The 25,425-nt window shown below is 68.6% G+C and carries 29 protein-coding genes; 23 read left to right on the forward strand and 6 right to left on the reverse strand.

The window, feature by feature from the left end:
* Positions 1-48 precede the first annotated feature (48 nt).
* Positions 49-417, reverse strand: coding sequence for a hypothetical protein (locus tag AC5Y4S_RS22140; protein ID WP_068185580.1), 369 nt, complete (start codon positions 415-417; stop codon positions 49-51).
* A gap of 182 nt (positions 418-599) precedes the next feature.
* Between AC5Y4S_RS22140 and AC5Y4S_RS22145 the strand changes: the two genes are divergently transcribed.
* The 4 genes from AC5Y4S_RS22145 to AC5Y4S_RS22160 all read left to right on the forward strand — a co-directional run bounded on the left by AC5Y4S_RS22145 (position 600) and on the right by AC5Y4S_RS22160 (position 3,231).
* Positions 600-1,394: a PE family protein gene (locus tag AC5Y4S_RS22145; protein ID WP_500034768.1), complete on the forward strand. Its 795-nt coding sequence runs from the start codon at positions 600-602 to the stop codon at positions 1,392-1,394.
* A 29-nt stretch (positions 1,395-1,423) separates the two neighbouring features.
* Positions 1,424-2,542, forward strand: coding sequence for a PPE family protein (locus tag AC5Y4S_RS22150; protein WP_500034769.1), 1,119 nt, complete (start codon positions 1,424-1,426; stop codon positions 2,540-2,542).
* Positions 2,543-2,620: 78 nt separating this feature from the next.
* The gene (locus AC5Y4S_RS22155; protein ID WP_500034770.1) at positions 2,621-2,917 is read left to right on the forward strand and encodes a WXG100 family type VII secretion target; all 297 of its coding nucleotides are present in this window, start codon (positions 2,621-2,623) and stop codon (positions 2,915-2,917) included.
* Between the two features lie 29 nt (positions 2,918-2,946).
* Entirely contained in the window at positions 2,947-3,231 is a 285-nt protein-coding gene (locus AC5Y4S_RS22160) for a WXG100 family type VII secretion target (RefSeq protein WP_085191491.1), read from the forward strand.
* On the opposite strand, the gene AC5Y4S_RS22165 is transcribed toward AC5Y4S_RS22160, so the two are convergent.
* From AC5Y4S_RS22165 to AC5Y4S_RS22175, 3 genes are read right to left on the reverse strand one after another with little or no spacing between them, the layout of a single operon-like run.
* Entirely contained in the window at positions 3,228-4,241 is a 1,014-nt protein-coding gene (locus AC5Y4S_RS22165; RefSeq protein WP_068185563.1) for a zinc-binding dehydrogenase, read from the reverse strand. The genes AC5Y4S_RS22160 and AC5Y4S_RS22165 overlap by 4 nt on opposite strands.
* Complete coding sequence (locus AC5Y4S_RS22170) at positions 4,241-5,431, reverse strand: LLM class flavin-dependent oxidoreductase (protein WP_500034771.1); 1,191 nt, start codon at positions 5,429-5,431, stop codon at positions 4,241-4,243. The genes AC5Y4S_RS22165 and AC5Y4S_RS22170 overlap by 1 nt, the downstream gene beginning before the upstream one ends.
* A complete protein-coding gene (locus tag AC5Y4S_RS22175; RefSeq protein WP_500034772.1) occupies positions 5,431-6,396 on the reverse strand; it encodes an alpha/beta fold hydrolase in 966 nt (321 codons plus the stop codon). The genes AC5Y4S_RS22170 and AC5Y4S_RS22175 overlap by 1 nt, the downstream gene beginning before the upstream one ends.
* Before the next feature lie 81 nt (positions 6,397-6,477).
* On the opposite strand from AC5Y4S_RS22175, the gene AC5Y4S_RS22180 reads away from it, so the two are divergent.
* The 19 genes from AC5Y4S_RS22180 to AC5Y4S_RS22270 all read left to right on the forward strand — a co-directional run bounded on the left by AC5Y4S_RS22180 (position 6,478) and on the right by AC5Y4S_RS22270 (position 24,015).
* The gene (locus AC5Y4S_RS22180; protein WP_500034773.1) at positions 6,478-6,879 is read left to right on the forward strand and encodes a VOC family protein; all 402 of its coding nucleotides are present in this window, start codon (positions 6,478-6,480) and stop codon (positions 6,877-6,879) included.
* A 188-nt stretch (positions 6,880-7,067) separates the two neighbouring features.
* On the forward strand, positions 7,068-9,440 hold the full coding sequence (ftsH, locus tag AC5Y4S_RS22185; RefSeq protein WP_500034774.1) for an ATP-dependent zinc metalloprotease FtsH: 2,373 nt from the start codon (positions 7,068-7,070) through the stop codon (positions 9,438-9,440).
* 16 nt (positions 9,441-9,456) lie between these two features.
* Positions 9,457-10,089 (forward strand): GTP cyclohydrolase I FolE, encoded by a 633-nt coding sequence (gene folE / locus AC5Y4S_RS22190; RefSeq protein WP_500034775.1) that lies wholly within the window; start codon positions 9,457-9,459, stop codon positions 10,087-10,089.
* The gene (folP, locus tag AC5Y4S_RS22195) at positions 10,086-10,910 is read left to right on the forward strand and encodes a dihydropteroate synthase (protein ID WP_500034776.1); all 825 of its coding nucleotides are present in this window, start codon (positions 10,086-10,088) and stop codon (positions 10,908-10,910) included. The genes folE and folP overlap by 4 nt, the downstream gene beginning before the upstream one ends.
* The gene (gene folB, locus AC5Y4S_RS22200) at positions 10,903-11,304 is read left to right on the forward strand and encodes a dihydroneopterin aldolase (protein ID WP_500034777.1); all 402 of its coding nucleotides are present in this window, start codon (positions 10,903-10,905) and stop codon (positions 11,302-11,304) included. The genes folP and folB overlap by 8 nt, the downstream gene beginning before the upstream one ends.
* The gene (gene folK / locus AC5Y4S_RS22205; protein WP_500034778.1) at positions 11,301-11,852 is read left to right on the forward strand and encodes a 2-amino-4-hydroxy-6-hydroxymethyldihydropteridine diphosphokinase; all 552 of its coding nucleotides are present in this window, start codon (positions 11,301-11,303) and stop codon (positions 11,850-11,852) included. The genes folB and folK overlap by 4 nt, the downstream gene beginning before the upstream one ends.
* A complete protein-coding gene (locus AC5Y4S_RS22210; RefSeq protein ID WP_500034779.1) occupies positions 11,852-12,328 on the forward strand; it encodes a DUF3180 domain-containing protein in 477 nt (158 codons plus the stop codon). Before folK ends, AC5Y4S_RS22210 begins: the two co-directional genes overlap by 1 nt.
* 88 nt (positions 12,329-12,416) lie before the next feature.
* Positions 12,417-13,658 carry a DUF6779 domain-containing protein gene (locus AC5Y4S_RS22215; RefSeq protein ID WP_500034780.1) on the forward strand — a complete coding sequence of 414 codons (1,242 nt, stop codon included), beginning with the start codon at positions 12,417-12,419 and terminating at the stop codon, positions 13,656-13,658.
* A gap of 114 nt (positions 13,659-13,772) precedes the next feature.
* A complete protein-coding gene (locus AC5Y4S_RS22220) occupies positions 13,773-14,684 on the forward strand; it encodes a Rossmann-like and DUF2520 domain-containing protein (RefSeq protein ID WP_500034781.1) in 912 nt (303 codons plus the stop codon).
* Positions 14,681-15,610, forward strand: a complete 930-nt coding sequence (gene panC, locus AC5Y4S_RS22225; protein WP_500034782.1) for a pantoate--beta-alanine ligase — start codon at positions 14,681-14,683, stop codon at positions 15,608-15,610. Before AC5Y4S_RS22220 ends, panC begins: the two co-directional genes overlap by 4 nt.
* Positions 15,610-16,029: an aspartate 1-decarboxylase gene (gene panD, locus AC5Y4S_RS22230; RefSeq protein ID WP_500034783.1), complete on the forward strand. Its 420-nt coding sequence runs from the start codon at positions 15,610-15,612 to the stop codon at positions 16,027-16,029. Before panC ends, panD begins: the two co-directional genes overlap by 1 nt.
* 2 nt (positions 16,030-16,031) lie before the next feature.
* Positions 16,032-16,847 carry a type III pantothenate kinase gene (locus AC5Y4S_RS22235; RefSeq protein WP_500034784.1) on the forward strand — a complete coding sequence of 272 codons (816 nt, stop codon included), beginning with the start codon at positions 16,032-16,034 and terminating at the stop codon, positions 16,845-16,847.
* Between the two features lie 166 nt (positions 16,848-17,013).
* Positions 17,014-18,519: a lysine--tRNA ligase gene (gene lysS / locus AC5Y4S_RS22240; protein WP_500034785.1), complete on the forward strand. Its 1,506-nt coding sequence runs from the start codon at positions 17,014-17,016 to the stop codon at positions 18,517-18,519.
* Positions 18,520-18,632: 113 nt separating this feature from the next.
* The gene (gene lsr2, locus AC5Y4S_RS22245; RefSeq protein WP_036363110.1) at positions 18,633-18,971 is read left to right on the forward strand and encodes a histone-like nucleoid-structuring protein Lsr2; all 339 of its coding nucleotides are present in this window, start codon (positions 18,633-18,635) and stop codon (positions 18,969-18,971) included.
* A gap of 299 nt (positions 18,972-19,270) precedes the next feature.
* The gene (gene clpC1 / locus AC5Y4S_RS22250) at positions 19,271-21,805 is read left to right on the forward strand and encodes an ATP-dependent protease ATP-binding subunit ClpC (protein WP_068100041.1); all 2,535 of its coding nucleotides are present in this window, start codon (positions 19,271-19,273) and stop codon (positions 21,803-21,805) included.
* Between the two features lie 127 nt (positions 21,806-21,932).
* A complete protein-coding gene (locus AC5Y4S_RS22255) occupies positions 21,933-22,313 on the forward strand; it encodes a YbjQ family protein (protein WP_068131246.1) in 381 nt (126 codons plus the stop codon).
* 137 nt (positions 22,314-22,450) lie between these two features.
* Positions 22,451-22,666, forward strand: coding sequence for a CbtB domain-containing protein (locus AC5Y4S_RS22260; protein ID WP_068100037.1), 216 nt, complete (start codon positions 22,451-22,453; stop codon positions 22,664-22,666).
* Positions 22,667-22,675: 9 nt separating this feature from the next.
* The gene (locus AC5Y4S_RS22265; RefSeq protein ID WP_500034786.1) at positions 22,676-23,467 is read left to right on the forward strand and encodes a CbtA family protein; all 792 of its coding nucleotides are present in this window, start codon (positions 22,676-22,678) and stop codon (positions 23,465-23,467) included.
* Positions 23,464-24,015: a histidine phosphatase family protein gene (locus AC5Y4S_RS22270; RefSeq protein ID WP_500034787.1), complete on the forward strand. Its 552-nt coding sequence runs from the start codon at positions 23,464-23,466 to the stop codon at positions 24,013-24,015. The genes AC5Y4S_RS22265 and AC5Y4S_RS22270 overlap by 4 nt, the downstream gene beginning before the upstream one ends.
* A 58-nt stretch (positions 24,016-24,073) precedes the next feature.
* On the opposite strand, the gene AC5Y4S_RS22275 is transcribed toward AC5Y4S_RS22270, so the two are convergent.
* Together AC5Y4S_RS22275 and AC5Y4S_RS22280 are read right to left on the reverse strand one after the other, a co-directional pair.
* Positions 24,074-24,646, reverse strand: a complete 573-nt coding sequence (locus AC5Y4S_RS22275) for a dihydrofolate reductase family protein (RefSeq protein WP_500034788.1) — start codon at positions 24,644-24,646, stop codon at positions 24,074-24,076.
* A 64-nt stretch (positions 24,647-24,710) separates the two neighbouring features.
* Positions 24,711-25,424 carry a hypothetical protein gene (locus AC5Y4S_RS22280; protein WP_500034789.1) on the reverse strand — a complete coding sequence of 238 codons (714 nt, stop codon included), beginning with the start codon at positions 25,422-25,424 and terminating at the stop codon, positions 24,711-24,713.
* Position 25,425 lies beyond the last annotated feature (1 nt).

The following is a 25,425-nucleotide window of genomic DNA, read 5'->3' on the forward strand; positions in this document are numbered from 1 at the left end:
GGTGCTCGGCGTGCCGATAACTCGACAGCCCAACCAGTGACAATGACGCTACCGCTTATCTAGCTGGTCGCGCGGCGGCTCCGCCGGTGGATTGGGCACCTGCAGCACGCGCTGACGGGTGGTGACCTGGAACGGGTCCAGGGACCTCGACTCATCCAGGGCCCCGCGCACGTCGTCGAGCGTGATGAGGCCGAGTTCGACCTGCAGCCACGTGGCGCTCAGCCCGAAAGCGTGTGCCGCGCGCCGGGCCTCCTCAGCGTCCGGGAAGTCGTCGGCGTTCGCCCGCCCGACGCCGCCGTACCACCGGCCCTTCGTGACGCCACAGGCGTCGCGCAACTGCTCGATGGTGATGTCGCGGTTCAGCGTCGCCTCGAGCAGGCGCTTCAGCCCCCACCCGGCGGCGTTGGTTCTCGGCATGCCTCCCAGAGTAACCGGATGCCAAAACCCGGTCAAAGCGTCCTGAACTGCGATTTGTAGACAAATTTCAAGAATGAACCGCATAAGACTAGACAACAATTCATAATTTATGACAGTGTGTCCCCACAACGTCAGCCGGTGCCGGACTTCGGCACCGCGCTTCGCATCAGGAGGAACACCACATGTCGTTTGTCGTCACCGTGCCGGAGCTGCTGGAAGCGGCGGTCGGCCGGCTGCACGTTATCGGCTCCGCCGTCAGCGCGGCCAACGTGGCTGCCGCATTCCCGATCACCGGAGTCATCCCGGCCGCGGCCGACGAGGTCTCGGCGGCGACGGCGGCGGCCTTCTCCGGTTACGGCCAGCTCTACCAGGCGATCAGCGCCGAGGCGACCCTTATCCACGAGGAGTTCGTCCACGCCCTCGGCCTCGCCGCCAACTCGTATGCCGCCACTGAGGCGGCGAACGCTAGGCAGGCCGGAGGTGTCCGGGGGGCGCACGTCGCGCCCCCGCGCATGGCCCCGGCCACCCCCGCCCGCATGACGCACGTCGCGCCCCCTCGGCCCGCCCCCACGCCGGCGGCCACCCCCGCCCTTGGCGCTGCGCCCGCCGGTCGGGCGTCGTACGGCGGCGGCTACGGCGGTTACGGCGGCGGCTATGGCGGCGGCTACGGCCGCGGCAACTACGGCGGCGGTCGCGTGGATCCCTATGCGCGCTTCAGCTACGGCGCCCATGCGGCGCCCGCTGCGCTGGCCCACCCGGCTCCCGCCCATCCAGCGCCCGCGGCGCCCGTCCACCCGGCACCGACTCAGCACACTCCCGCCACGCCGCTCAGCCCGGCGACCGCGCCGGCGATGCCCGCTCAACCGGTGACCGTTACGCCCGGACCCAATTACCCGGGGACCGTTCAACCCGAGCACTACGTGCCCGCACACCCCTCACCCGCCGGCCCCACCCAGGCCTTACCGGCGCGCGCCTAGCAACAACCACTCAAAGAAGGGATCTACCAATGGACTTCGCCGCGTTGCCTCCGGAGATCAACTCCGCGCTGATGTATGCGGGCCCCGGCTCGGCGCCGATGCTGGCCGCGTCGGCGGCCTGGGACGGTTTGGCCGCCGAGTTGCGTTTGGCCGCAACCAGTTACGGGTCGGTGATCTTGGAGCTTGCCGACGCCGGTTGGCAGGGCCCGTCATCGGTCGCGATGGCCGGCGCCGCCGCGCCGTATGTGGCGTGGATGCACAGCACCGCCGCGCAGGCCGAGCAGGCCGGGATGCAGGCAGCCGCCGCGGCCGCCGCGCACGAAGCGGCCTTTGCCGCCACCGTCCCGCCGCCGCTGATCGCCGCCAACCGCGCCATGCTCATGACCCTGGTTGCGACCAACTTCATGGGCATCCACACCCCGGCGATCGCCGCCGCCGAGGCGCAGTACGCCGAGATGTGGGCCCAAGACGCCGCGGCGATGTACGCCTACGCCGCGTCGTCGACGACGGCGTCCGCGCTGGCCCCGATGGCGACGGCACCGGTCACCACGAACCTGGTCGGCCTGGCCGGCGGCGCCATCGGAACGGCCGTCAGCAATCTGGAGGGCGCCGCGCAGGGCCTGGCCACCCAAGCGCTCATGGGGCTGTCGGCGATTCCGTCGGAACTCAACGCGGCCGGACCATCGCTGATAAGTGGCTTCCAGTCCGGCATAGGCGAATTCGCGCAGCTGATCGGCGCGCCGCTCGGCCAGGGCGCGGGCACGCCGGGAGCCACGACTCCGACCCCAGGCGTAATGGCGCCGATGGTCGCGCCCGACCCGGCCGTGCGGCCGGCGTTCATGCCCGCGACGCCCTCCGTGCCGACGATGCGCGTGATGCCGGAGATGCGGGTCCCCGCCCACCTGGCGCCGGCGGCGGCGATGGGCCAGGCCAGTTCGGTCGGCGGCCTGTCGGTGCCCTCGGGCTGGACGCCGGCGTCGGCTCCGGCCGCCGAGGCACCGCCCGTCTCACCGATATCGGGCGCCCCCGCAGCGTCGCCGATGATGGCCCGCAGCCTTCCCGCCACCACGGTCGCGGGCATGGAGATGCGTGCATCCGGTGCCCCCGAATTGCCACGAGTCAGCGTGCTCCCCCGCGTGGTCGGATGACCGAAGGGAGGGAGCCGTTCCACAGTTCGCCGATAACCAATCAGCAAATACCGCAACTCTTTTCGAAGGAGACATGACATGACCGCACGATTCATGACCGATCCGCACGCGATGCGGGACATGGCGGGCCGCTTCGAGGTCCACGCCCAGACCGTCGAGGACGAGGCCCGCAAGATGTGGGCGTCCTCGCAGAACATCTCCGGCGTGGGGTGGAGCGGCCAGGCGCAGGCGACCTCGCTGGACACCATGGGCCAGATGAATCAGGCCTTCCGCAACATCGTCACCATGCTGCACGGGGTGCGCGACGGCCTGGTCCGCGACGCCAACAACTACGAGCAGCAAGAACAGGCCTCCCAGCAGGTGCTGGGCAGCTAGCCAACCGACCAAGAGCAGGAGAGACTCGCATGACCATCAACTATCAATTCGGTGATGTCGACGCACACGGCGCCACCATCCGCGCGCAGGCCGCGTCACTGGAAGCCGAACACCAGGCCATCGTTCGCGATGTGCTTGCCGCCGGGGACTTTTGGGGCGGCGCCGGCTCGACGGCCTGCCAGCAGTTCGTCACCGAGCTGGGCCGCAACTTCCAGGTGATCTACGAACAGGCCAACGCCCACGGCCAGAAGGTGCAGGCGGCCGGCAGCAACATGGCCAGCACCGACAGCACCGTCGGATCCAGCTGGGGCTAAGGCGTAACGAGAATCTTGCAGTGCCGCTCGGGGTCGGCCAGGTCGTCGAAGGCCTGGCCGACCCCGTCCAGCCCGACCTCCCCGGTAATCACCGGCGTGACGTCGATCTCGCCCTCGGCCAGCGCGCGCAGCGAGTCGCCGAACTCCTCCGGGTTGTAGGCGAGGACGAACTGGACGCTGATCTCCTTGGCGATCGCGAAGAAGGGATGCACGGTGTCGGCCTGCATGCACACCCCCGCGACGACCAGGCGGGTGCCGGGCCGCGCGCGGCGCAGCACGTCATCGATGATTCCCGGGACACCGATCGCCTCGAACACGACCGCGGCCTTGACGGAGTCGAAGGGTGATCCCTGGGCCGCGTCCAGCGTCCGGTGCGCGCCCATCGCGGTGGCCAGCTCGCGCCGCTTCGGGGAAAAGTCGCATGCCACAATGGTTTCCACGCCGCGCGCTCTAAGGGCGGCGATGATCGCGATCCCGATCGGACCGCAACCGAGCACCAGGGCCGTCTCGCCCGGCGTGATGTTGGACTTGTTGACGGCGTGCAATCCCACCGCCATGGGTTCGGTCAACGCGGCATGCTTGTAATCGAGGCCGTTGGGGATGGGCAACAGCAGCGGCGCCGAGAGCAGCATCCGTTCGGCGTAACCGCCAATCGTGCTGTTGCTGTAGACGATCGGCTCGACGCCCTTGGGAGACAACAGCACCGGAATCGAGGTGACCATGGTCCCCGGCGGATGGGTGTCCGTATCCGGTCCGGCTTCGAGCACCTCGGCGCTGAACTCGTGACCCATGTAGACGTCGCTGTTCAGGTCGACGCCCATGCCGCCGGCGTCGGCGGCCACCTGGGCCGTCATCTCCATCACCTCGTCGCCGTGGGCGGCGAAATGCAAGTCGGAGCCGCAGATTCCGCACGCCCGCACGCCGACCAGCACCTGACCCGGGCCGGGCACCGGTTCGGGCACGTCGTCGCGGTAGACCATCCGTCCGTCTCGTAACACCGCAGCGCGCATCAGCTTTCCACGCCTTTCTGCTCGTCGACGTGCTCGGTGATGGCCTTGACGATGGCATCGCCGGCGCGCCCGATCAATTGGTCGCGCATGCCCCTGGCCCAGTCGTGTGACGACCGCGACGCCTCGAGCTGTCCCTTGAAGTAGGGAATCACTTTGCGGGCCATCAGGTCATAGCAGTGGTACGTCGCTTCCGGTGAGGCCCAGTCGTGGCCGAGCATCAGCAATGTCCCGAAACCGCCCGACCGTTCGAGCAGGTCTTCGATGTGCGCGATCGCGTCGTCCGGCGTGCCGATGCAGCAGTTTCCCTTGGCCGCATAGTCCGCCACGAACTCATACGGCGTCTGCGCCTCGCCGTCGACCTCGTTGGACAGCGGCACGAAGCCCGCCGCGCCGAAGTAGTTCGCGAAATCCTGTAGCCCGTACGTGCAATCCTCGATGGCCTGCTCACGGCTGTCGGCAATGTGCATGATGCTCAAGACCCGCCATGAAGTCCGGTCCGGCTCGTCGCGGCCGACCTTGGCGGCCTGCTCGCGCACCACCTCCCAGGTGTTCTCCAGCGCGGCGTAACCGCCCGGCACCGACATCGACAGCGAGAGCAGCGACGTGCCCAGCGCGCCGGCCAGCCGCGGGCCGGACGGGGAAATCATTGCCGCCGTGGATATCTCCGGGTAAGGCCAGGTGAAGGGGCGGATGTGCAACTGCGCGTCGCGCAGCGTGAACCAGTCGGTGTGGCGGTCGACCCGTTCGGACGGGCCCGCGCGAAACAGCGCCAGGATCGCCTCGAGGGATTCCTGCATCATGTGTCGCTGATCGACGGGGTCGATGCCCATCATGTACGCGTCCGACGGCAGCGCGCCGGGCCCGGTGCCGAACATGACCCGGCCGCGGGTCAGGTGGTCCAGCAGCACCCAGCGGTCGGCCACCATCAGCGGGTGGTGGTAGGGCAGCGACACCACTCCGGTGCCCAGCCGGATGTGCTTCGTGCGCTCCGCCGCGGCGGCGATGAATACTTCCGGGCAGGCGATCAGCTCGTAGCCACCCGAGTGGTGCTCGCCGAACCAGGCTTCGTCGAAGCCGAGACGGTCCAGTGCGACGACGCGATCCATGTCGTATTCCAAAGCGACCGTAGGGGATTGGCCGGTCGGGTGAAAAGGCGTGATGAAGACGCCGAAACGCAGCGGGACACCCATTACCATTCCACTCCTTTGAGGAACTCGAGCAGTGCCGCGTTCACCTCGTCGGGCCGTTCTTGCTGCAGCCAATGTCCGGCCCCTTCGATCAGCACCTCGCGGTATGGGCCGGAGATCACCTCCGAAATCCGGTCGCGACTGGTGAAGGACAGCACCGGATCGCCGGTTCCGGCGATAAAGAGGCACGGCACGCCAATCTTCGCGCCGTCGAGATCGGCCGTGGTCTCCCAGTTGCGGTCGAAATTTCGGTACCAGTTCAGGCCGCCGGTGAATCCCGTACGGGAGAACTCGGCGATGTAATGGTCGAGCTCGTCCTGGCTGATCCAATCCGGCAACCCGTCCGGCTCGGGAAGCCGATCGATGAAGCCTTCGGGCCCGGGGGCGGCCATCCGCAGCAGCGCGTCCGCGCCGCCGGAACCGTTGAGGCCGCCCATCATCCGGCGGATCACCCGTTCGGGATCACCGTTGAGTTCGGCGTCGGCGACGCCCGGCTCCTGGAAATACAGGATGTAGAAGAAGTTCTCACCGAACAGCTTGCGCCACGCCCGCGTCGGCGCCACATGCGAGCGGGGCAGCGCCGGAACGCTCAGCGCGGCGACCGCCGCGACCCGGGTGGGGTGCAACAGCGGCGCATGCCACGCGACGGGCGCACCCCAGTCGTGTCCGATCCACACGGCGCGCTCGGCGCCGACGTCGTCGAGCAATCCGACCAGGTCGGCGGTCAACTCGTGAATGTTGTACGCCTCGATCGGGTCCGGACGCGACGATCCACCGTAGCCGCGCTGATCGGGTGCCAGCACGTGATAGCCGGCCTCGGCGAGGTCCGGTATCTGGTGTCGCCAGGAATAGGCCAACTCGGGAAAGCCATGGGCCAGAATCACCACGGGCGCGCCGCGATCTCCCGCCTCGGTCACCCGCAATTGCACGCCGTTTGTGTCTACTAACCGCTGGGTTGACGAAAGCACGGTTTCACCAAATCACAAGGACCCCGGGCTGAGAAGGCCTTTCTTTATCGCCCGTATAGTCCGCTGCCCCATAATTTGGGCATGCGATTGGACCACGTGGTTCTTTGGACGAGGGACGCGCGCGCGGCGATGGATTTCTACACGAGAGTGGTCGGGCTGGCGCCGGAACGTTTCGCGGAGTTCGAGGCGGGCGAGGCGCCGTTCCCGAGCGTGCGGGTATGCGACGACTCCATCATCGATCTGATGCCGGTTGAGATGGCCTCGTCCGCGGTGGCCGAGGGAAGTGCCGGCCACCCCCTCAACCACGTCTGCCTCGCGCTGTCCAAAGGCGAATACGACGCGCTGGATGCGCGCCTGCAAGCCGCGGGCGTGGACACCGGCGCACGGCTCACCCACAGTTTCGGGGCCCGGGGGTGGTCACCGCAGGCGTACTACTTCGCCGACCCGGACGGCAATGTGGTCGAGGCCCGCTACTACGAGTGACGGCTCGGAGATTGTGTGGTTTGCCACGCCGGGAACCAGACCGGGAACTGCCGCTCGTTGATTCGTGAAGACGGTGGCGTGCCGCTGCCTCACGGCTCTGCCGGGGCTGGCAGCAGCCGCTAGCGGTAGCCTGGACTTTTGCAGCTTCGTGTATCGGGGAAGGACCTGGCCGGCGAGGCCGATGATTGATGAACCGGAAAAACGTGATTCGCACCCTCACGGCAATCGCCGTTGTGGTGCTGCTGGGTTGGTCGTTTTTTTACTTTAGCGACGACACCCGCGGTTACAAGCCCGTCGACACCTCGGTGGCGATGGCCCAGATCAGCGGCGACAACGTCAAGAGCGCGCAGATCGACGATCGCGAGCAGCAGCTGCGGTTGACCCTGAAGAAGGGCAACAAGGACACCGACAACTCCGACAAGGTCATCACCAAATACCCCAGCGGATACGCGGTCGACCTGTTCAACGCGCTCAACACCAAGAACGCGAAGGTCAGCACCGTCGTGAACGAGGGCAGCATCCTGGGCGAGTTGCTCGTCTACGTGCTGCCGCTGCTGTTGCTGGTGGGCCTGTTCGTGATGTTCTCTCGCATGCAGGGCGGCGCCCGGATGGGCTTCGGGTTCGGCAAGTCCCGGGCGAAGATGCTCAACAAGGACATGCCCAAGACCACCTTCGCCGACGTCGCGGGCGTCGACGAGGCGGTCGAGGAGCTCTACGAGATCAAGGACTTCCTGCAGAACCCCAGCAGGTACCAAGCGCTGGGCGCCAAGATCCCCAAGGGTGTGCTGCTCTACGGCCCGCCCGGAACCGGCAAGACGCTGCTGGCTCGCGCCGTCGCAGGCGAGGCCGGGGTGCCGTTCTTCACGATCTCCGGCTCCGACTTCGTCGAGATGTTCGTCGGCGTCGGCGCCTCGCGCGTACGAGACCTGTTCGAGCAGGCCAAGCAGAACAGCCCGTGCATCATCTTCGTCGACGAGATCGACGCGGTCGGCCGCCAGCGCGGCGCCGGGCTGGGCGGCGGCCACGACGAGCGCGAGCAGACGCTCAACCAGTTGCTGGTCGAGATGGACGGCTTCGGCGACCGCGCTGGCGTCATCCTGATCGCGGCCACCAACCGCCCCGACATCCTCGACCCGGCGCTGCTGCGGCCCGGCCGCTTCGACCGCCAAATCCCGGTCAGCAACCCGGACCTGGCCGGCCGCCGGGCCGTCTTGAGGGTGCACTCCAAGGGCAAGCCGATCGCGCCGGACGCCGACCTGGACGGCCTGGCCAAGCGGACGGTCGGCATGACCGGCGCCGACCTGGCCAACGTCATCAACGAGGCGGCGCTGCTGACCGCGCGCGAAAACGGCACCGTCATCACCGGCCCCGCACTGGAAGAGGCGGTGGACCGGGTGATCGGCGGCCCGCGCCGCAAGGGCCGGATCATCAGCGAGCAGGAGAAGAAGATCACCGCCTATCACGAGGGCGGGCACACGCTGGCGGCCTGGGCGATGCCGGACATCGACCCGGTTTACAAGGTGACGATCCTGGCCCGCGGGCGCACGGGCGGGCACGCGGTGGCGGTGCCCGAGGAAGACAAGGGCCTGCGGACCCGCTCGGAGATGATCGCCCAGCTGGTGTTCGCGATGGGCGGGCGCGCCGCCGAGGAACTGGTGTTCCGCGAGCCCACCACGGGCGCGGTGTCCGACATCGAGCAGGCCACCAAGATCGCGCGCTCGATGGTCACCGAATTCGGGATGAGTTCCAAGCTGGGCGCCGTCAAGTACGGCACCGAGCACGGCGACCCGTTCCTGGGCCGCACCATGGGAACGCAGGCCGACTACTCCCACGAGGTCGCCCGCGACATCGACGACGAGGTGCGCAAGCTGATCGAGGCCGCGCACACCGAGGCCTGGGAAATCCTCACCGAATACCGCGACGTGCTCGACACGCTCGCCGGTGAGCTGCTGGAGAAGGAAACGTTGCACCGGCCCGAGCTGGAGGGCATCTTCTCCGGCGTCGAAAAACGCCCGCGGCTCACCATGTTCGACGACTTCGGGGGCCGCATCCCCTCGGACAAGCCGCCGATCAAGACGCCCGGCGAGCTGGCCATGGAGCGTGGCGAGCCGTGGCCGCCACCGGTCGCCGAGCCGGCCTTCAAGGCGGCCATCGCCGCGGCCAGCGAAGCCGCCGAGGCCGCCCGCGCGGAGGCCGACAGAAACGCCAACGGCCCCAACGGTTCTCACGGCCAGCCCGGCGGCAATCGGGAGCCCGCTCCGCACGGCCCGACCCAGCCGGACTACGGCGCCCCGGCGGGCTGGCATGCGCCGGGCTGGCCGCCGCCCCCACAGCACCAACAGCAGCCGAACTACTGGTATCCGCCCGCACAGCCCCCGCAGCAGCCGTACTGGCCGCAGCCGGTGCCGAGCTACCCGGGCCAGCCGGTCCCGCCGGCCCATCCGCCCTACCCGCCGTACCCGTCCTATCCGCCGCCCGGTCAATCCCATCCGGAAACCGGAAAGTCTCCGGAGAAAGAGGATGACGACGTGAGCCGGTCCAACCCGCCGGCGCACGGCTGACGAAACGGAGGATCCGATGGCTCTCCCGGATTTGGAGCCCGATTTAGGGCCGGCAACCCCGCAACCGACTCCGCGCATCCGGGCGTTCGACCAGCAACGCGCCGAGGCGGCGGTCCGCGAGCTGCTGTATGCGATCGGGGAAGACCCCGATCGAAATGGGTTGCAGGACACCCCCGCCCGCGTCGCGCGCGCATATCGGGAGATGTTCGCCGGGCTCTATACGGACCCCGACAGCGTCCTGAACACCATGTTCGACGAGGACCACGACGAGATGGTGATCGTCAAGGAAATCCCGCTGTACTCGACCTGCGAGCATCACCTGGTCTCGTTTCACGGGGTGGCCCACGTCGGCTACATCCCCGGCCGGGACGGCAGGGTGACCGGCCTGTCCAAGATCGCCCGACTGGTGGACCTGTACGCCAAGCGGCCCCAGGTTCAGGAGCGGCTCACCAGCCAGATCGCCGACGCCCTGGTGAAAAAGCTCGATCCGCGCGGGGCGATCGTCGTTGTCGAGGCGGAGCACCTGTGCATGGCGATGCGCGGCGTCCGCAAGCCCGGCGCCGTCACCACGACCTCGGCGGTCCGCGGCATCTTCAAGACCAGTCCCGCCTCCCGGGCCGAAGCGCTCGATCTCATCCTGCGCAAGTGAGCCCGGCGCCCGTGCAGGTGATGGGAGTCCTCAACGTCACCGATGATTCGTTCTCGGACGGCGGGCGCTATCTCGATGCCGACGACGCCGTCGCCCATGGCCTGGCGATGGTCGCCGAGGGCGCGGGCATCGTCGACGTCGGAGGCGAGTCGACCCGCCCCGGCGCCGTTCGCGTCGACCCGCGGGTCGAGGCGTCGCGAGTGGTGCCCGTCGTCAAAGAACTTGCTGCGCAAGGCATTACCGTCAGCATCGACACCATGCACGCCGACGTCGCGCAGGCCGCGCTGCAGAGCGGCGCGCGGATCGTCAACGACGTGTCGGGCGGGCGGGCCGACCCCGCGATGGCGCCGCTGGTTGCCGAGGCAGGTGTGCCGTGGGTGTTGATGCACTGGCGTCCGGTGTCGCCCGAGCGCCCGCACGAGGCCCCGCACTACCGCGACGTGGTGGCCGAGGTGCGCGGTGAGCTGCTCGCCACCGTCGACGACGCGGTGGCCGCCGGTGTCGATCCCGCCAAGCTGGTGATCGACCCCGGCCTGGGATTCGCCAAGACGGGACAACACAATTGGGCGCTCCTGCACGCGCTGCCGCAGCTCGTGGCCACCGGGATTCCGGTCCTGTTGGGCGCCTCCCGCAAGCGGTTTCTCGGCACGTTGTTGGCCGGGCCCGACGGGTCGCCGCGACCGCCCGACGGGCGCGAGACGGCGACCGCGGTGATCTCCGCGCTGGCCGCCCTGCACGGGGCGTGGGGCGTGCGGGTGCACGACGTGCGCGCCTCCGTCGATGCCCTCAAGGTCGTCGAGGCCTGGACGCAGAATGGCTGATCGAATCGAGTTGCGCGGCTTGGCCGTTCGCGGCCGGCACGGGGTGTTCGAACACGAGCGCGCCACCGGCCAGGATTTCGTCGTCGACATGACCGTGTGGATCGACCTGGCCGACGCCGCCGCGAGCGACGACCTGTCCGACACGTACGACTACGGCGCGCTGGCGCAGCTGGCCGCCGACATCGTCGGCGGGCCGGCGCGCAAGCTGATCGAGACGGTCGGCGCCGAGATCGCCGATCGGGTGATGGACGACGGGCGCGTGCACGCCGTTGAGGTGGTCGTGCACAAGCCGCAGGCCCCCATCCCGCAACAGTTCGCCGACGTGGCCGTCGTGGTGCGGCGGTCGCGACGCGGCGGTCGCGGTTCGGTGATCCCGGCCGGTGGGGCAGTGTGAGTCGCGTCGTGCTGTCTATCGGGTCCAACCTGGGCGACCGGTTGGCCCGGCTGCAGTCGGTCGTCGACGGGCTCCAGAAAGGGGGGGCCGCCGTCGTCGCGGTGTCTCCCATCTACGAGACGGATCCCTGGGGCCGGGTGGATCAGGCCCCGTTTCTCAACGCGGTGCTCGTCGCCGACGACCCCGCGTGTGACGGGCAGGCCTGGCTGAGCCGGGCGCAGGAGTTCGAGCGGGCGGCGGGCCGGATCCGCGGCGAGCGCTGGGGCCCGCGCTCCCTCGACGTCGACCTGGTTGCCTGTTACACCGACGGCGACACGGAAGTGATCACCCGCGAGCCCAACCTCACGCTGCCGCACCCGCTGGCCCACCTGCGCGCCTTCGTGATGGTGCCGTGGCTGGCGATCGAGCCGGACGCGCACCTGACGGTGGCCGAGGGGCGGCGCCCCGTCGCGCAGCTGCTCGCCGAGCTCGACCCGGCCGACCGCGCCGGCGTTCGGCTGTCCAACCTGACGCTCGAGCTCCCAAGAGACCCGGAATCGGACGCCTGATGGGCCCGACCCGCAAGCGTGACCTGACGGCCGCGGTGGTCGGCGCTGCGGTGTTGGGCTACCTGCTGGTGGTCTCGCTGTATCGCTGGTTTCCGCCCATCACCGTGTTGACCGGGCTGCCGCTGCTCGGTGTGGCCATCGCCGAGGCGCTCTGGGCGCGTTACGTGCGGGTCAAGATCAACGACGGGGAAATCGGCGCCGGGCCCGGTTGGCTGCATCCGCTGGCGGTGGCGCGCAGCGTGCTGGTGGCCAAGGCGTCCGCCTGGGTGGGCGCGCTGGTGCTGGGCTGGTGGGTCGGGGTGCTGGTGTATTTCTTGCCGCGGCGGTCGTGGTTGCGGGCGGCTGAGCACGACACCCCCGGCACGGTGGTGGCCGCGGTCAGCGCGCTGGCGTTGGTCGTCGCCGCGCTGTGGCTGCAGCATTGCTGCAAGTCCCCGCAGGATCCGACCGAGCACGGCGAGGGTGCGGAAACCTGACGCTCCCGGCGGGCCGGCGATCGACGGGGTTGGGAATCGCCGGTGCCGCGCGACACGCGGAGTGACCTCGCGCAGGTACTCTCAGGCCATGACCGTTCTGTCCCGCGGCGCCCGGGTTCGGCGCGGCGGCCGCAGGCCGGGGTGGGTGCTCTTGACGGCGTTGCTGGTCCTCGCGATGGGAGCCAGTTCCGCACTGGTTTTCACCAATCGGGTGGAACTCCTCAAGCTCGCTGTAATCCTGGCGCTGTGGGCCGCAGTCGCCGGCGCCTTCGTTTCGGTGCTGTACCGCCGCCAAAGCGATGCGGACCAGTCCCGCGTCCGGGACCTGAAGCTGGTCTACGACCTGCAGCTGGACCGGGAAATCTCGGCCCGCCGCGAATACGAACTGACCGTGGAGTCGCAGCTGCGCCGCGAGCTGGCATCCGAGCTGCGCGCCCAGGCCGAGGATGACCTGGCGGCGCTGCGCGCCGAACTGAGCGCCCTGCGGACCAGCCTCGAGATCCTGTTCGACACCGACCTACAGCAGCGCCCCGCGATCGAGACCCACGAGACCGAGGCGCCCCGCGGCCGGGCGTACAGCGAGTGGGAACGCAACGCCGAGAGCAACCCGGATTGGGTGCCCAGCGATCGCGTCGCGTCGGTCGCGCGGGACAACCCAGACGAAGCCGCGATCATCGACGTGCCCGAGGAACCGCTGCTACCGCCCCGGCAGGCGCCACCCCCGCGTGAGCCGTTCCAGTACGACGTCCGCCAAGACGCGCGGTACGTCGTCTCCCAGGAGCCGCCCTACATGACGCCGCCGCCGGCGCCGGAGCAGCCGCGATACGAACAACGCCAGCCGTCGCCCCCGCCGCCACCGCAGCCGCAGATGCAGGAGTGGCAGCCCCCCGCCGCGGGTGCGGAGTCGCCGGGCGGGCGGCGCGCCCGTCATTACGGCGCCGGCGAAACCCTGGATGGCTCGCCTTTCGAGCATCCGCAGGCACCGCCCTACGGTGAGACCGGCCGCCGAGCGCGGTCGCGCCACTCGGCGGAATATCGCGACTACGGCGTGCGCAACTTTCCCCCGCAAGCGGGCGGTACCCCCACGGCGACGAACGAGCCCGCGCCGCCGCCCCCGCCGCAACCGGGCCCGCCGCCGCCACCACCGCAGATGGCCCCTCCGCCACACGCCGAGGCCGCGCCCCGGCATCGCGGCACCGACCCTCTGGCGCGGGGCTCGGATGGCGCGGACGACAGCCCGCCCAGCGGTGGCCAGTCCGTGGCCGAACTGCTGGCGCGGCTGCAGGTCGAGCCCTCCGGCGGCGGTCGCCGCCGTCGCCGCGACGGCTGAGCTGGGAGCTTCCTCACATTGGGCCTCGGGTGAGAATCGACTAAAGTCTTAGTGACCGTCCGGTACCCGCGCATGGGACTGGAACGAACCAAGAAAGCTATGAGGTCGTCTGCGATGGAGCAGTTCGACGGACTGCGCCCGGCGCGGCTCAAGGTGGGAATCATTTCCGCCGGGCGCGTGGGCTCCGCGCTCGGTGTCGCGCTGGAGCGCGCCGACCACGTCGTCGTCGCGTGCAGCGCGGTCTCGCACGCATCGCGCCAACGGGCGCAACACCGGTTGCCCGATACGCCGGTGGCATCGCCGCCGGATGTGGCCGCCAACGCCGAGCTGCTGCTGTTGGCGGTTCCCGACAGCGAACTCGCCGGCCTGGTGTCCGGGCTGGCGGCGACCGCGGCCGTGCGCCCCGGCACGATCGTCGCGCACACCTCGGGAGCCAACGGGGTCGGGATCCTGGCGCCGCTGAGCCACGACGGCTGCATCCCGTTGGCCATTCACCCCGCGATGACGTTCACCGGCTCCGACGAGGACATCAGCCGGCTGCCCGACACCTGCTTCGGGATCACCGCGGCCGACGAGGTCGGATACGCCATCGCGCAGTCGCTGGTGCTCGAGATGGGCGGGGAGCCGTTCTGCGTCCCCGAGCAAGCCCGAGTGCTCTATCACGCCGCGCTGGCGCACGCGGGCAACCACATCGTGACGGTGCTCGCCGACGCGATCGAGGCGTTGCGGTCCGCGCTGCGCGGCAGCGAACTGCTCGGCCAACAGAGCGTCGACGACCAGCCGGGCGGCCTCGCCGAGCGCATCGTCGGGCCGCTGGCCCGGGCGGCGCTGGAGAACACTCTGCGTCGCGGGCAGGGCGCCCTCACCGGGCCGGTCGCCCGCGGTGACGCCGCCGCCGTCGCCGAGCACCTGGCCGCGCTGGGCGACGTCGACCCCGACCTGGCCCAGGCGTACCGGGTCAACGCGTTGCGGACCGCCCAGCGCGCGCACGCACCCGCCGACGTCCTCGAGGTGCTGGCGCGATGACGCCCACCTTCAAGCCCGGCGAACTCAACGTCTACTCGGCGCCGCGCGACGTCGCCGACGTCAGCCGCGCGCTGCGTCACACCGGCCGGCGCGTGATGCTGGTGCCCACCATGGGCGCCCTGCACGACGGGCACCTCGCCCTGGTGCGGGCCGCCAAGCGGGTCCCCGGCTCGGTGGTCGTGGTCTCGATCTTCGTCAACCCGCTGCAGTTCGGGGCCGGGGAAGACCTGGACGCCTATCCCCGGACCCTCGACGAGGACGTCGCGTTGCTGCGCGGCGAGGACGTCGAGATCGTGTTCGCGCCCACCGCGGCCGCGATGTACCCCGACGGCCTGCGCACCACCGTGCACCCCGGCCCGCTGGCCGCCGAACTCGAGGGCGGCGCGCGTCCCACCCATTTCGCCGGCGTGCTCACCGTCGTGTGCAAGCTGCTGCAGATCGTGCACCCGGACCGGATTTTCTTCGGCGAGAAGGATTACCAGCAGCTGGTCCTGATCCGCCAGATGGTGACCGACCTCAACATCGACGTGGCGGTGGTCGGCGTGCCCACCGTGCGCGAATATGACGGCCTGGCGATGTCGTCGCGCAACCGCTACCTGGACCCGACGCAACGTGAGCTGGCCGGCACCCTTTCGGCGGCGCTGACGGCGGCGGCGCACGCCGCGCACAAGGGCGCGCAGGCCGCGCTAGACGCCGCTAACGCCGTGCTGCACGCCGTCCCGGCGATCAGTGTCGACTACCTGGAACTGCGCGACGCGAACCTGGGCCCGCTGCGGCCCGGCGCGCCCGGCCGGCTGCTGATCGCGGCCCGCCTGGGCACCACCCGACTGCTGGACAACATCGCCATCGAAATAGGAGCAACGCCGCCGGCACCCACGGGGCCGGACGCTTATCGGGACACCCTCGAATCACATTGGAGGAATTGATGTTACGGACCATGCTGAAGTCGAAGATCCACCGCGCCACCGTGACGCAGGCCGACCTGCACTACGTCGGCTCGGTGACCATCGACGCCGACCTGATGGACGCCGCGGACTTGCTCGAGGGCGAGCAGGTGACCATCGTGGACATCGACAACGGCGCCCGCCTGGTCACCTATGCGATCACCGGCGAACGCGGCAGCGGCGTGATCGGAATCAACGGCGCCGCAGCGCATCTGGTGCACCCGGGCGACCTGGTGATCCTGATCGCCTACGGGACGATGGAAGACGCGGAGGCGCGCGCCTACCGGCCGCGGATCGTGTTCGTCGACGGCGACAACAAGCCGATCGACCTCGGCGACGACCCGGCCTTCGTGCCCGCTGATGCAGCGGAGCTGCTCGACCCCCGGATAGTCGCGAGTTAGCCGTGCTGCTGGCCATCGACGTCCGCAACACGCACACCGTCGTCGGACTGCTGTCGGGATCCAAAGAGCACGCAAAGGTCGTGCAGCAGTGGCGCATTCGCACCGAGTCCGAGGTCACCGCGGACGAGCTGGCGCTGACCATCGACGGCCTGATCGGTGACGATTCCGAGCGCCTCACCGGCGCCGCCGCGCTGTCGACCGTCCCGTCGGTGCTGCACGAGGTGCGGGTCATGCTCGACCAGTACTGGCCGTCGGTGCCGCACGTGCTCATCGAGCCGGGGGTGCGCACCGGGATCCCGCTGCTGGTCGACAATCCGAAAGAGGTGGGCGCGGACCGGATCGTCAACTGCCTGGCGGCATTTCACAAGTACCGCAAGGCCGCCATCGTCGTCGATTTCGGGTCGTCGATCTGTGTGGACGTGGTGTCGGCCAAGGGCGAGTTTCTCGGCGGCGCCATCGCCCCCGGCGTGCAGGTTTCGTCCGATGCCGCCGCCGCCCGCTCTGCGGCGCTGCGCCGCGTCGAGCTGACCCGGCCCCGGTCGGTGGTCGGCAAGAACACCGTCGAATGCATGCAGGCAGGCGCCGTTTTCGGCTTCGCCGGTCTGGTCGACGGTTTGGTCCGGCGCATCCGCGACGACGTGGACGGCTTCGCCGGCGATGACGTGGCCGTCGTGGCGACCGGCCACACCGCGCCGCTGCTGCTGCCCGAACTGCACACCGTCAACCACTACGACCAGCACCTGACGTTGCACGGCCTGCAGCTGGTCTTCGAACGCAACCGTGACGCCGAGCGCGGCCGGCTGAAGACGGCGCGCTGAGGGCCTTCGCCGGCGGTCAGTGCGAATCCACAGCGTTGGGTGTGAAACGTCGCAGGGATTGCGCGGAATTTTCCGCCCAGGTGCAACACGCAAAGCCCTGAATGCACACGCACTGCCTGCTGATGCCTTCTGAGGCCCGCTTGAGCGTCCTTTAAGCTGGCACGTCGTGAGTGACGCCGCCCCCGACCTTCCCGAGCAGTTCCGGATCCGCCGGGACAAGCGCGCTCGGCTGCTGGCCGAGGGATCCGACCCCTACCCCGTCGCGATCGAGCGCACCCACACCCTGGCCGAGGTCCGCGCCGCCCACCCAGACCTGCCCACCGACACCGCCACCGACGACATCGTCGGCGTCGCTGGCCGGGTCATCTTCGCGCGCAACTCGGGAAAACTGTGCTTTGCGACACTCCAGGACGGCGACGGCACCACCCTGCAGGTGATGGTCAGCCTCGACAAGGTCGGCCGGGAGTCGCTCGACGCGTGGAAGGCCGACGTCGACCTCGGCGACATCGTCTACGTGCACGGCAACGTGATCAGCTCACGGCGCGGCGAATTGTCCGTGCTGGCCGACTCGTGGCGGATGGCGGCCAAGTCGCTGCGGCCGCTGCCGGTCGCGCACAAGGAGATGAGCGAGGAGTCGCGGGTACGGCAGCGCTACGTCGACCTGATCGTTCGTCCCCAGGCCCGCGCGGTGGCCCGGCAGCGAATCGCCGTGATCCGGGCGATCCGCAATGCGCTGGAACGGCGCGGGTTTCTCGAAGTCGAAACCCCTATCTTGCAGACGCTGGCCGGCGGCGCCGCGGCGCGGCCGTTCATCACGCATTCCAATGCGCTCGACATCGATCTCTACCTGCGGATCGCGCCGGAACTGTTCCTCAAGCGCTGCGTCGTCGGCGGTTTCGACAAGGTCTTCGAGTTAAATCGGGTGTTCCGAAACGAGGGGGCCGATTCGACGCATTCTCCGGAATTTTCGATGCTCGAGACATACCAAACGTACGGAACCTACGACGATTCGGCGATCGTCACGCGTGAGCTTATTCAAGAGGTGGCCGACGAGGCGATCGGAACCCGACAACTGCCGTTCCCCGACGGCAGCGTGTACGACATCGACGGAGAATGGGCGACTATCCAAATGTATCCGTCGCTGTCGGCGGCACTCGGTGAGGAGATCACGCCCGAGACGACGGTCGAGCAACTGCGCGCCATCGCCGATCGGCTAGGCCCCAAAATGCCAGAGGTTCCCGACGACCGCGGCTACGGGCACGGCAAGCTCGTCGAGGAGCTATGGGAGCACACGGTGGGCAATTCCCTGACCGCCCCCACCTTCGTCAAGGATTTCCCAGTGGAGACAACACCTTTGACGCGCCAGCACCGCAGCATTCCCGGCGTGACCGAGAAGTGGGACCTCTACCTTCGCGGGATAGAACTGGCCACCGGGTATTCCGAATTGAACGATCCCGTCGTGCAGCGGGAGCGGTTCGCCGCGCAGGCCCGCGCCGCGGCCGCCGGCGACGACGAGGCGATGGCGCTGGACGAAGATTTTCTCGCCGCGCTCGAGTATGGGATGCCGCCGTGCACCGGAACCGGAATGGGTATCGATCGGTTGTTGATGTCTTTGACCGGTCTGTCAATTCGAGAGACAGTTTTGTTCCCGATTGTTCGGCCGCACTCCTGAGTTACCCGTTGCGTCCGGATTGAGTATCCTGCGGTGTTATGGCAGATTGGTGACTTGGGGAGTGAATCCAAACTGCTCAGCAACTGCTCAGGACGAAACGCGAGGGTAAGCTAATGGCGAAAAAAGTGACCGTCACCTTGGTCGATGATTTCGACGGTGCGGGCGCGGCCGACGAAACGGTTGAATTCGGGCTTGACGGGGTGACCTACGAGATTGACCTTTCGTCCAAGAATGCTGCGAAACTGCGCAACGATTTGAAGCAATGGGTCGCGGCGGGCCGCCGCGTCGGCGGTCGCCGGCGCGGGCGGTCCGGCTCGGGCCGTGGCCGCGGCGCCATCGATCGCGAGCAAAGCGCCGCGATCCGCGAATGGGCCCGCCGCAATGGGCACAACGTGTCGACGCGCGGCCGCATCCCCGCGGACGTCATCGACGCGTTCCACGCGGCGACCTAAGCAAACCGCTTACCGGCGCCCGGGCCCGCAAGGCCCGGGCGCCGGTTGTTTTCGATTTCGCTGGCGGCGGAACGCCCGCCGGCCCGCGCGGGAAACGCTTTGGTGTTTTTCCTCGTTTACCTGGTACGGCTGTGCGCCCACGGGGGTATGCGGCCGGGACGGCCAGCAACCGCAACGTTAGGAACCCCGGCGGGCCGACCATTACAGTGGAGAGCAGGTACGCGGTTCCGGCCCCCAGGGGCCGGCAATTGGCCATCAAGAGGTCTGTACCGATGGTGAGGGAGAGCAGGTAAGCACCGATGTTCGAAAGATTTACCGACCGTGCCCGCAGGGTCGTCGTCCTGGCGCAAGAAGAGGCCCGGATGCTCAACCACAACTACATCGGCACCGAGCACATCCTGTTGGGTTTGATTCACGAGGGCGAGGGCGTCGCGGCGAAGTCGCTGGAGTCCCTGGGCATCTCGCTCGAGGGCGTTCGCAGCCAGGTCGAGGAGATCATCGGCCAGGGCCAACAGGCGCCGTCGGGGCACATCCCGTTCACGCCGCGCGCCAAGAAGGTTCTCGAGCTGAGCCTGCGCGAGGCGCTGCAGCTGGGCCACAACTACATCGGCACCGAGCACATTCTGCTCGGCCTCATCCGCGAGGGTGAGGGCGTGGCCGCCCAAGTGCTGGTCAAGCTGGGCGCGGAGCTGACGCGGGTGCGCCAGCAGGTGATCCAGCTGCTGAGCGGCTACCAGGGCAAGGAAGCCGCGGAAGCCGGAACCGGCGGCCGCGGCGGCGAGTCCGGCAGCCCGTCCACGTCGCTGGTGCTCGACCAGTTCGGCCGCAACCTGACGGCCGCCGCCATGGAAGGCAAGCTGGACCCGGTCATCGGCCGCGAGAAGGAAATCGAGCGGGTGATGCAGGTGCTGAGCCGGCGCACCAAGAACAACCCGGTGCTGATCGGCGAGCCCGGCGTCGGCAAGACCGCCGTCGTCGAGGGCCTGGCGCAGGCCATCGTGCACGGCCAGGTCCCGGAGACGCTGAAGGACAAGCAGCTCTACACACTCGACCTGGGTTCGCTGGTGGCGGGCAGCCGCTACCGCGGTGACTTCGAGGAACGCCTCAAGAAGGTGCTCAAGGAGATCAACACCCGCGGCGACATCATCCTGTTCATCGACGAATTGCACACGCTGGTGGGCGCCGGTGCCGCCGAGGGCGCGATCGACGCGGCGAGCATCCTCAAGCCCAAGCTGGCCCGCGGCGAGCTGCAGACGATCGGCGCCACCACGCTCGACGAGTACCGCAAGTACATCGAGAAGGACGCCGCCCTGGAGCGCCGCTTCCAGCCCGTGCAGGTGGGGGAGCCGACGGTGGAACACACCATCGAGATCCTCAAGGGCCTGCGCGACCGCTACGAGGCGCACCACCGGGTGTCGATCAGCGACAGCGCGATCGTGGCCGCCGCCACCCTGGCCGACCGCTACATCAACGACCGGTTCCTGCCGGACAAGGCGATCGACCTGATCGACGAGGCGGGCGCGCGGATGCGGATCCGCCGGATGACCGCGCCGCCAGACCTGCGCGAGTTCGACGAGAAGATCGCCGAGGCGCGCCGCGAGAAGGAATCGGCGATCGACGCCCAGGACTTCGAGAAGGCGGCCAGCCTGCGCGATCGCGAAAAGCAACTGGTGGCCCAGCGTGCCGAGCGCGAAAAGCAGTGGCGCTCGGGCGATCTCGACGTGGTCGCCGAGGTCGACGACGAGCAGATCGCCGAGGTGCTCGGCAACTGGACCGGCATCCCGGTGTTCAAGCTCACCGAGGCCGAAACCACCCGGTTGCTGCGCATGGAGGACGAGCTGCACAAGCGGATCATCGGCCAGGAGGACGCCGTCAAGGCCGTCTCCAAGGCGATCCGCCGCACCCGCGCCGGGCTGAAGGACCCCAAGCGCCCGTCGGGCTCGTTCATCTTCGCCGGCCCGTCCGGTGTCGGTAAGACCGAGCTGTCCAAGGCGCTGGCCAACTTCCTGTTCGGCGACGACGACGCGCTCATCCAGATCGACATGGGCGAGTTCCACGACCGGTTCACCGCGTCGCGGTTGTTCGGCGCCCCGCCGGGATACGTTGGGTACGAGGAGGGCGGCCAGCTCACCGAGAAGGTGCGGCGCAAGCCGTTCTCGGTCGTGCTGTTCGACGAGATCGAGAAGGCCCACCAGGAGATCTACAACAGCCTGTTGCAGGTCCTCGAGGACGGCCGGCTCACCGACGGTCAGGGCCGCACGGTGGACTTCAAGAACACCGTGCTGATCTTCACGTCCAACCTGGGCACGTCCGACATCTCGAAGCCGGTCGGCCTGGGCTTCACGCAGGGCGGCGGCGAGAACAACTACGAGCGGATGAAGCAGAAGGTCAACGACGAGCTGAAGAAGCACTTCCGCCCGGAGTTCCTCAACCGCATCGACGACATCATCGTCTTCCACCAGCTGACCAAGGACGAGATCATCCGGATGGTCGACCTCATGATCGGCCGGGTCGCGGGCCAGCTCAAGAGCAAGGACATGGCCCTCGAGCTCACCGACAAGGCCAAGTCGCTGCTGGCCAAGCGTGGCTTCGACCCGGTGCTGGGCGCGCGTCCGTTGCGGCGCACCATTCAGCGCGAGATCGAGGACCAGCTCTCGGAGAAGATTCTCTTCGAGGAGGTCGGACCCGGACAGATCGTCACCGTCGACGTGGACAACTGGGACGGCGAAGGTGCCGGCGAGGAGGCGGTGTTCACGTTCACCGGGACCCGCAAGCCGCCGGCCGAGCCGGATCTGGCCAAGGCCGGAGCGCACGCGGCTCCCGAAACGCAGTAGCGGTTCGCAGAAACGGGCGGCGTGGCGATCGCGAGCGCGGCGAAGCCGGGCGACGCGGGTCGCCACTAGGGTCTAGTCTCACTCCGACTAACCGCCCGTTTCGCTGCTGAGAAAGAAGGGCCCGCTCGTGCTGATCGTGACAACCAATGACCTTCCGGGCTGGGAGATCCAGCGGGTGTGCGGCGAAGTGTTCGGGCTGACCGTCCGCTCGCGAAATGCGTTCTCCCAGATGGGTGCCGGCTTCAAGGCGATGTTCGGCGGCGAGCTGCAGGGGATGACCAAGAATCTCTCCGACAGCCGCAACGAGGCGATGGGACGGCTGATCGCCGAGGCGCGCAACCGCGGCGGCAACGCGATCGTCGCGATGCGCTTCGACACCACCGAGATCGGCGATGTGTGGACCGAGATCTGCGCCTACGGCACGGCGGTCCAGGCGGTCCCGGTCACCGAGGGTGCCAAGTACACCGCCGGCCAGCTCGGCTACGGCGCCGCGGCTCCCCAGCATTGACGCCCGGTCTACACTGACAGCTGTCCTGACGGGACACGGAATCTGGTGAAATTCCAGAACGGTCGCGCCACTGTCGAAAGTCAGACCCGTAGCCCGTCATCCGCAGCGGGGACGCGCAATCCCCGGAAGGAGAACCCGTGGCAAATCTCGAGAAAGCCGGTGCCCGTACTCGGGCGGTCGATCTGTCGGCGGCAAGTGCCGCGCTGTGGTTGGCGGCGACCGCCTTCCTGGCGCTCTTGGCGCTGTACTTCGTCGGGGTCGATCAGGGCGCGGTATCGCTGTTCGGCAGCGACTCCCATGTGCACGAGTTCGTCCACGACGCGCGCCACCTGCTCGGCTTCCCCTGCCATTAACCCGACAGCGTGGAGAAGCGGCTGATTGCACGCGGTCTCCTGGCGGGGGCCGTCGGCGCGGTGCTGGCGTTCCTGTTCGCCCGCGTGTGCGCCGAGCCGGTCATCGCCCGCGCGATTGCTTTTGAGGACGGGCGAAGCGACGCCCTGGACGCTCATGGCGTGCACGAGCACGGCGCCGAGTTGTTCACCCGAGGTGTGCAGGCCAATGGCGGATTGGGTTTCGGCGTATTGATTTTCGGCCTCGCGATGGGGGCGCTGTTCGCCGTGACGTTTTGCGTCGTCTTCGTGCGTGCGAGAACGATTGGGCCGCGGCGGCTTTCGGCTCTCCTGGCGGCGGGCGCGTTCGTCGCGGTATACCTCGTGCCGTTCCTGAAGTACCCCCCGAATCCGCCTGCGGTAGGTCAGGCGGACACGATCGGGGCGCGCACCGGCTGGTATCTGGTGATGGTGGCGGCCTCGGTGGCGCTGACGATCGCCGCGGTGTGGCTGGCCCGGCAGCTCGCCGCTCGGCTCGGCGCGTGGAACGCGGGCCTGGTCGCGGCGCTGGCCTACGTGCTGGCGATCGCGATACTGGCGGCGCTACTTCCTGTCGTCGACGAGACGCCGGCGCCGTTGCGCGACGCCTCGGGCGCGATCATCTATCCCGGCTTTCCGGCCGATGTGCTCTACGAATTCAGACTGCTCTCGCTCGGGGCGCAATTGGTGTTGTGGGCGGCGATCGCTGTGGCCTTCGGGACGCTGGCGGGCCGGCTGCTGGACGAGCGCGCCGACAGCGGACAGGAACCGAGCGCCGCGACATGACCGACGTCGTCCGCCTGACCCTGGTGTCGCACGCGATGACCGACGCCATGGCCGACGGCCGCTTCCCCGCGGACGAGCCCCTCAACGGCCTCGGCCTTAGGCAGGCCAAGAAGGCTGGGCGCCTCGAGGTGGATGCGACCACACGCCAGCTCACGGGACCCGAGCGGCGCGCCCGCCAAACCGCCCAGCTGCTGGGCCTGCGCGCCACGGTCGAGCCGCGGCTGGCCGACCTCGCTTGCGGCGGGTGGTGCGGGCAGACCCTGCGGGCCGTCGGCCCCGCCGATCTCGAGACGTGGCTGACCGATCCGGCGGGGGCACCGCACGGCGGCGAATCGATCGTCGCCCTGATGGACCGGGTGGCCGAGTGGCTGGAGTCCCTGACCGGCGACGCGTCGCCCGCGGTGGCGGTGACGCATCCCGCGGTGATCCGCGCCGCCATCCTGCGCGGCCTGGACGCACCGCCGAAGGCGTTCTGGCGCATCGATATTGCGCCGGTCAGTCGCACCGTGCTGCATTTCCGAAGCGGCCGCTGGACGCTGCGCCTATGAGTTCCTAGCGGCTCTCCAGGTCATGCGGCTTGCCTAGAATTTGATAGCGCGGCCGCTATCAAATTCGCGAGTCACTATGCACTGAGTCAATCGGAGCTTGGCGGATAGACAGCGGTTGGTAGGCCAGCCTGACGACACCCGACGGGTACGTCACCGTCGACAGCAGTTGCATCCGAACCGGCGGGCTGCCCTCCTGGAACGCCCGGGTCCCCTCGCCCCACACCCACGGGAACATCCAGAACCGCACCTCGTCGACCAAACCCAAACGCGCTAGGTCGTAGGCCAATTCGCCGCAGCCGTAGACGATCAGGTCGCCCGAGTGGCGGGCCTTCGCGGCGCGCACATCGGCGGCCAGGTCGGCGCCGAGGAGTTGCGAGTTCCACGTCAACGGCTCGCTCAACGTCCGTGAGGCGACGTACTTCGGCATCGGATTGATCAGATCGGCATATCCACCACTCGCGTCGGGCCAATATTTGGCGAGGCCTTCGTAGGTCTTGCGGCCCAGGACGAGCGCGTCGGCGGCACGCAATTGTGCGATGCCGTCCGGGTCCCCGTCGGGTTCGAACCAGCCCTCCAACGGGTCGATGACCAGATCAACCGTCGTACAGGCCGAAACAATCAGCCGCCCCATGATTCCTCCGCCTTCCGAGTTGCAAGTACAGACTCGGCCGGGCGGCGGAACTCATCGACCTCGGTCAAACCCCTGCAGGTCTGATCTCCACGTCCGGTGGTTCGCGCAGCCACGCCGTGGAGACCGTCGACCACTCCCCGACGCCGACATAGGGGCCGAACCTGCTCGTCGAGATCTTGGGATGCGCCAGCAGCAGTCCCGCCGCTGACAGGTGTACGGCATCCCAGGACTCCGCGATCGCAGGCCAGTCCGGATACTTGCAGCCGCCCGCCGTGACGCTGTTCGCGTCGATCAAGTCGGCCCAATCACGGGCCGAATCGATCCGCGCCGCGCGAACCCGGGCGACGTCGAAATGCACCTCCCAGCGCGGCATTTCGGGCTTGACATTCTCGCCGCAGAGGGTCCACGTGTCCTCGGCCTCCGTGATCGGCGTCGAGGTCCAGAACGCGCCGGCTGGCAACGCGCTCAACGGGTCCCGATTGCCGATGCGGGGCGCGCGCAATTCGCCGATCGGGCCGCCCTGATGGATTTGCGGCGAGCCGAAGGTGTTCAGGCCCGTGAGGGCCGCGAGGCCGGCGACGTCGTAGCTGCGCAGCTCCGCATCGTTCACGTCGAGGTCCGCGACCTCCAGGTAGCGATCGGAGTAGAGATAACCGCTGATGGCCCAGGTCGCGGCCCGGATCAGCCGCTCGGGTATGGCGAGGCCACTCCTGGACCGCATGTCCTCGATGAAGAGCCGCCCCGGAAAGGTGTCCAGCAGCGACTCGCGAGCGCTCACC

It is taken from the genome of Mycobacterium sp. NGS64 (assembly GCF_059812245.1).

What these genes read in the sequence shown, in the direction of transcription:
- AC5Y4S_RS22140 (WP_068185580.1), bottom strand. Translation starts at nt 417, where the DNA reads ATGCCGAGAACCAACGCCGCCGGGTGGGGGCTGAAGCGCCTGCTCGAG.
- AC5Y4S_RS22145 (WP_500034768.1), top strand. Translation starts at nt 600, where the DNA reads ATGTCGTTTGTCGTCACCGTGCCGGAGCTGCTGGAAGCGGCGGTCGGC.
- AC5Y4S_RS22150 (WP_500034769.1), top strand. Translation starts at nt 1,424, where the DNA reads ATGGACTTCGCCGCGTTGCCTCCGGAGATCAACTCCGCGCTGATGTAT.
- AC5Y4S_RS22155 (WP_500034770.1), top strand. Translation starts at nt 2,621, where the DNA reads ATGACCGCACGATTCATGACCGATCCGCACGCGATGCGGGACATGGCG.
- AC5Y4S_RS22160 (WP_085191491.1), top strand. Translation starts at nt 2,947, where the DNA reads ATGACCATCAACTATCAATTCGGTGATGTCGACGCACACGGCGCCACC.
- AC5Y4S_RS22165 (WP_068185563.1), bottom strand. Translation starts at nt 4,241, where the DNA reads ATGCGCGCTGCGGTGTTACGAGACGGACGGATGGTCTACCGCGACGAC.
- AC5Y4S_RS22170 (WP_500034771.1), bottom strand. Translation starts at nt 5,431, where the DNA reads ATGGGTGTCCCGCTGCGTTTCGGCGTCTTCATCACGCCTTTTCACCCG.
- AC5Y4S_RS22180 (WP_500034773.1), top strand. Translation starts at nt 6,478, where the DNA reads ATGCGATTGGACCACGTGGTTCTTTGGACGAGGGACGCGCGCGCGGCG.
- ftsH (WP_500034774.1), top strand. Translation starts at nt 7,068, where the DNA reads ATGAACCGGAAAAACGTGATTCGCACCCTCACGGCAATCGCCGTTGTG.
- folE (WP_500034775.1), top strand. Translation starts at nt 9,457, where the DNA reads ATGGCTCTCCCGGATTTGGAGCCCGATTTAGGGCCGGCAACCCCGCAA.
- folB (WP_500034777.1), top strand. Translation starts at nt 10,903, where the DNA reads ATGGCTGATCGAATCGAGTTGCGCGGCTTGGCCGTTCGCGGCCGGCAC.
- AC5Y4S_RS22210 (WP_500034779.1), top strand. Translation starts at nt 11,852, where the DNA reads ATGGGCCCGACCCGCAAGCGTGACCTGACGGCCGCGGTGGTCGGCGCT.
- AC5Y4S_RS22215 (WP_500034780.1), top strand. Translation starts at nt 12,417, where the DNA reads ATGACCGTTCTGTCCCGCGGCGCCCGGGTTCGGCGCGGCGGCCGCAGG.
- AC5Y4S_RS22220 (WP_500034781.1), top strand. Translation starts at nt 13,773, where the DNA reads ATGGAGCAGTTCGACGGACTGCGCCCGGCGCGGCTCAAGGTGGGAATC.
- panC (WP_500034782.1), top strand. Translation starts at nt 14,681, where the DNA reads ATGACGCCCACCTTCAAGCCCGGCGAACTCAACGTCTACTCGGCGCCG.
- panD (WP_500034783.1), top strand. Translation starts at nt 15,610, where the DNA reads ATGTTACGGACCATGCTGAAGTCGAAGATCCACCGCGCCACCGTGACG.
- lsr2 (WP_036363110.1), top strand. Translation starts at nt 18,633, where the DNA reads ATGGCGAAAAAAGTGACCGTCACCTTGGTCGATGATTTCGACGGTGCG.
- clpC1 (WP_068100041.1), top strand. Translation starts at nt 19,271, where the DNA reads ATGTTCGAAAGATTTACCGACCGTGCCCGCAGGGTCGTCGTCCTGGCG.
- AC5Y4S_RS22270 (WP_500034787.1), top strand. Translation starts at nt 23,464, where the DNA reads ATGACCGACGTCGTCCGCCTGACCCTGGTGTCGCACGCGATGACCGAC.
- AC5Y4S_RS22275 (WP_500034788.1), bottom strand. Translation starts at nt 24,646, where the DNA reads ATGGGGCGGCTGATTGTTTCGGCCTGTACGACGGTTGATCTGGTCATC.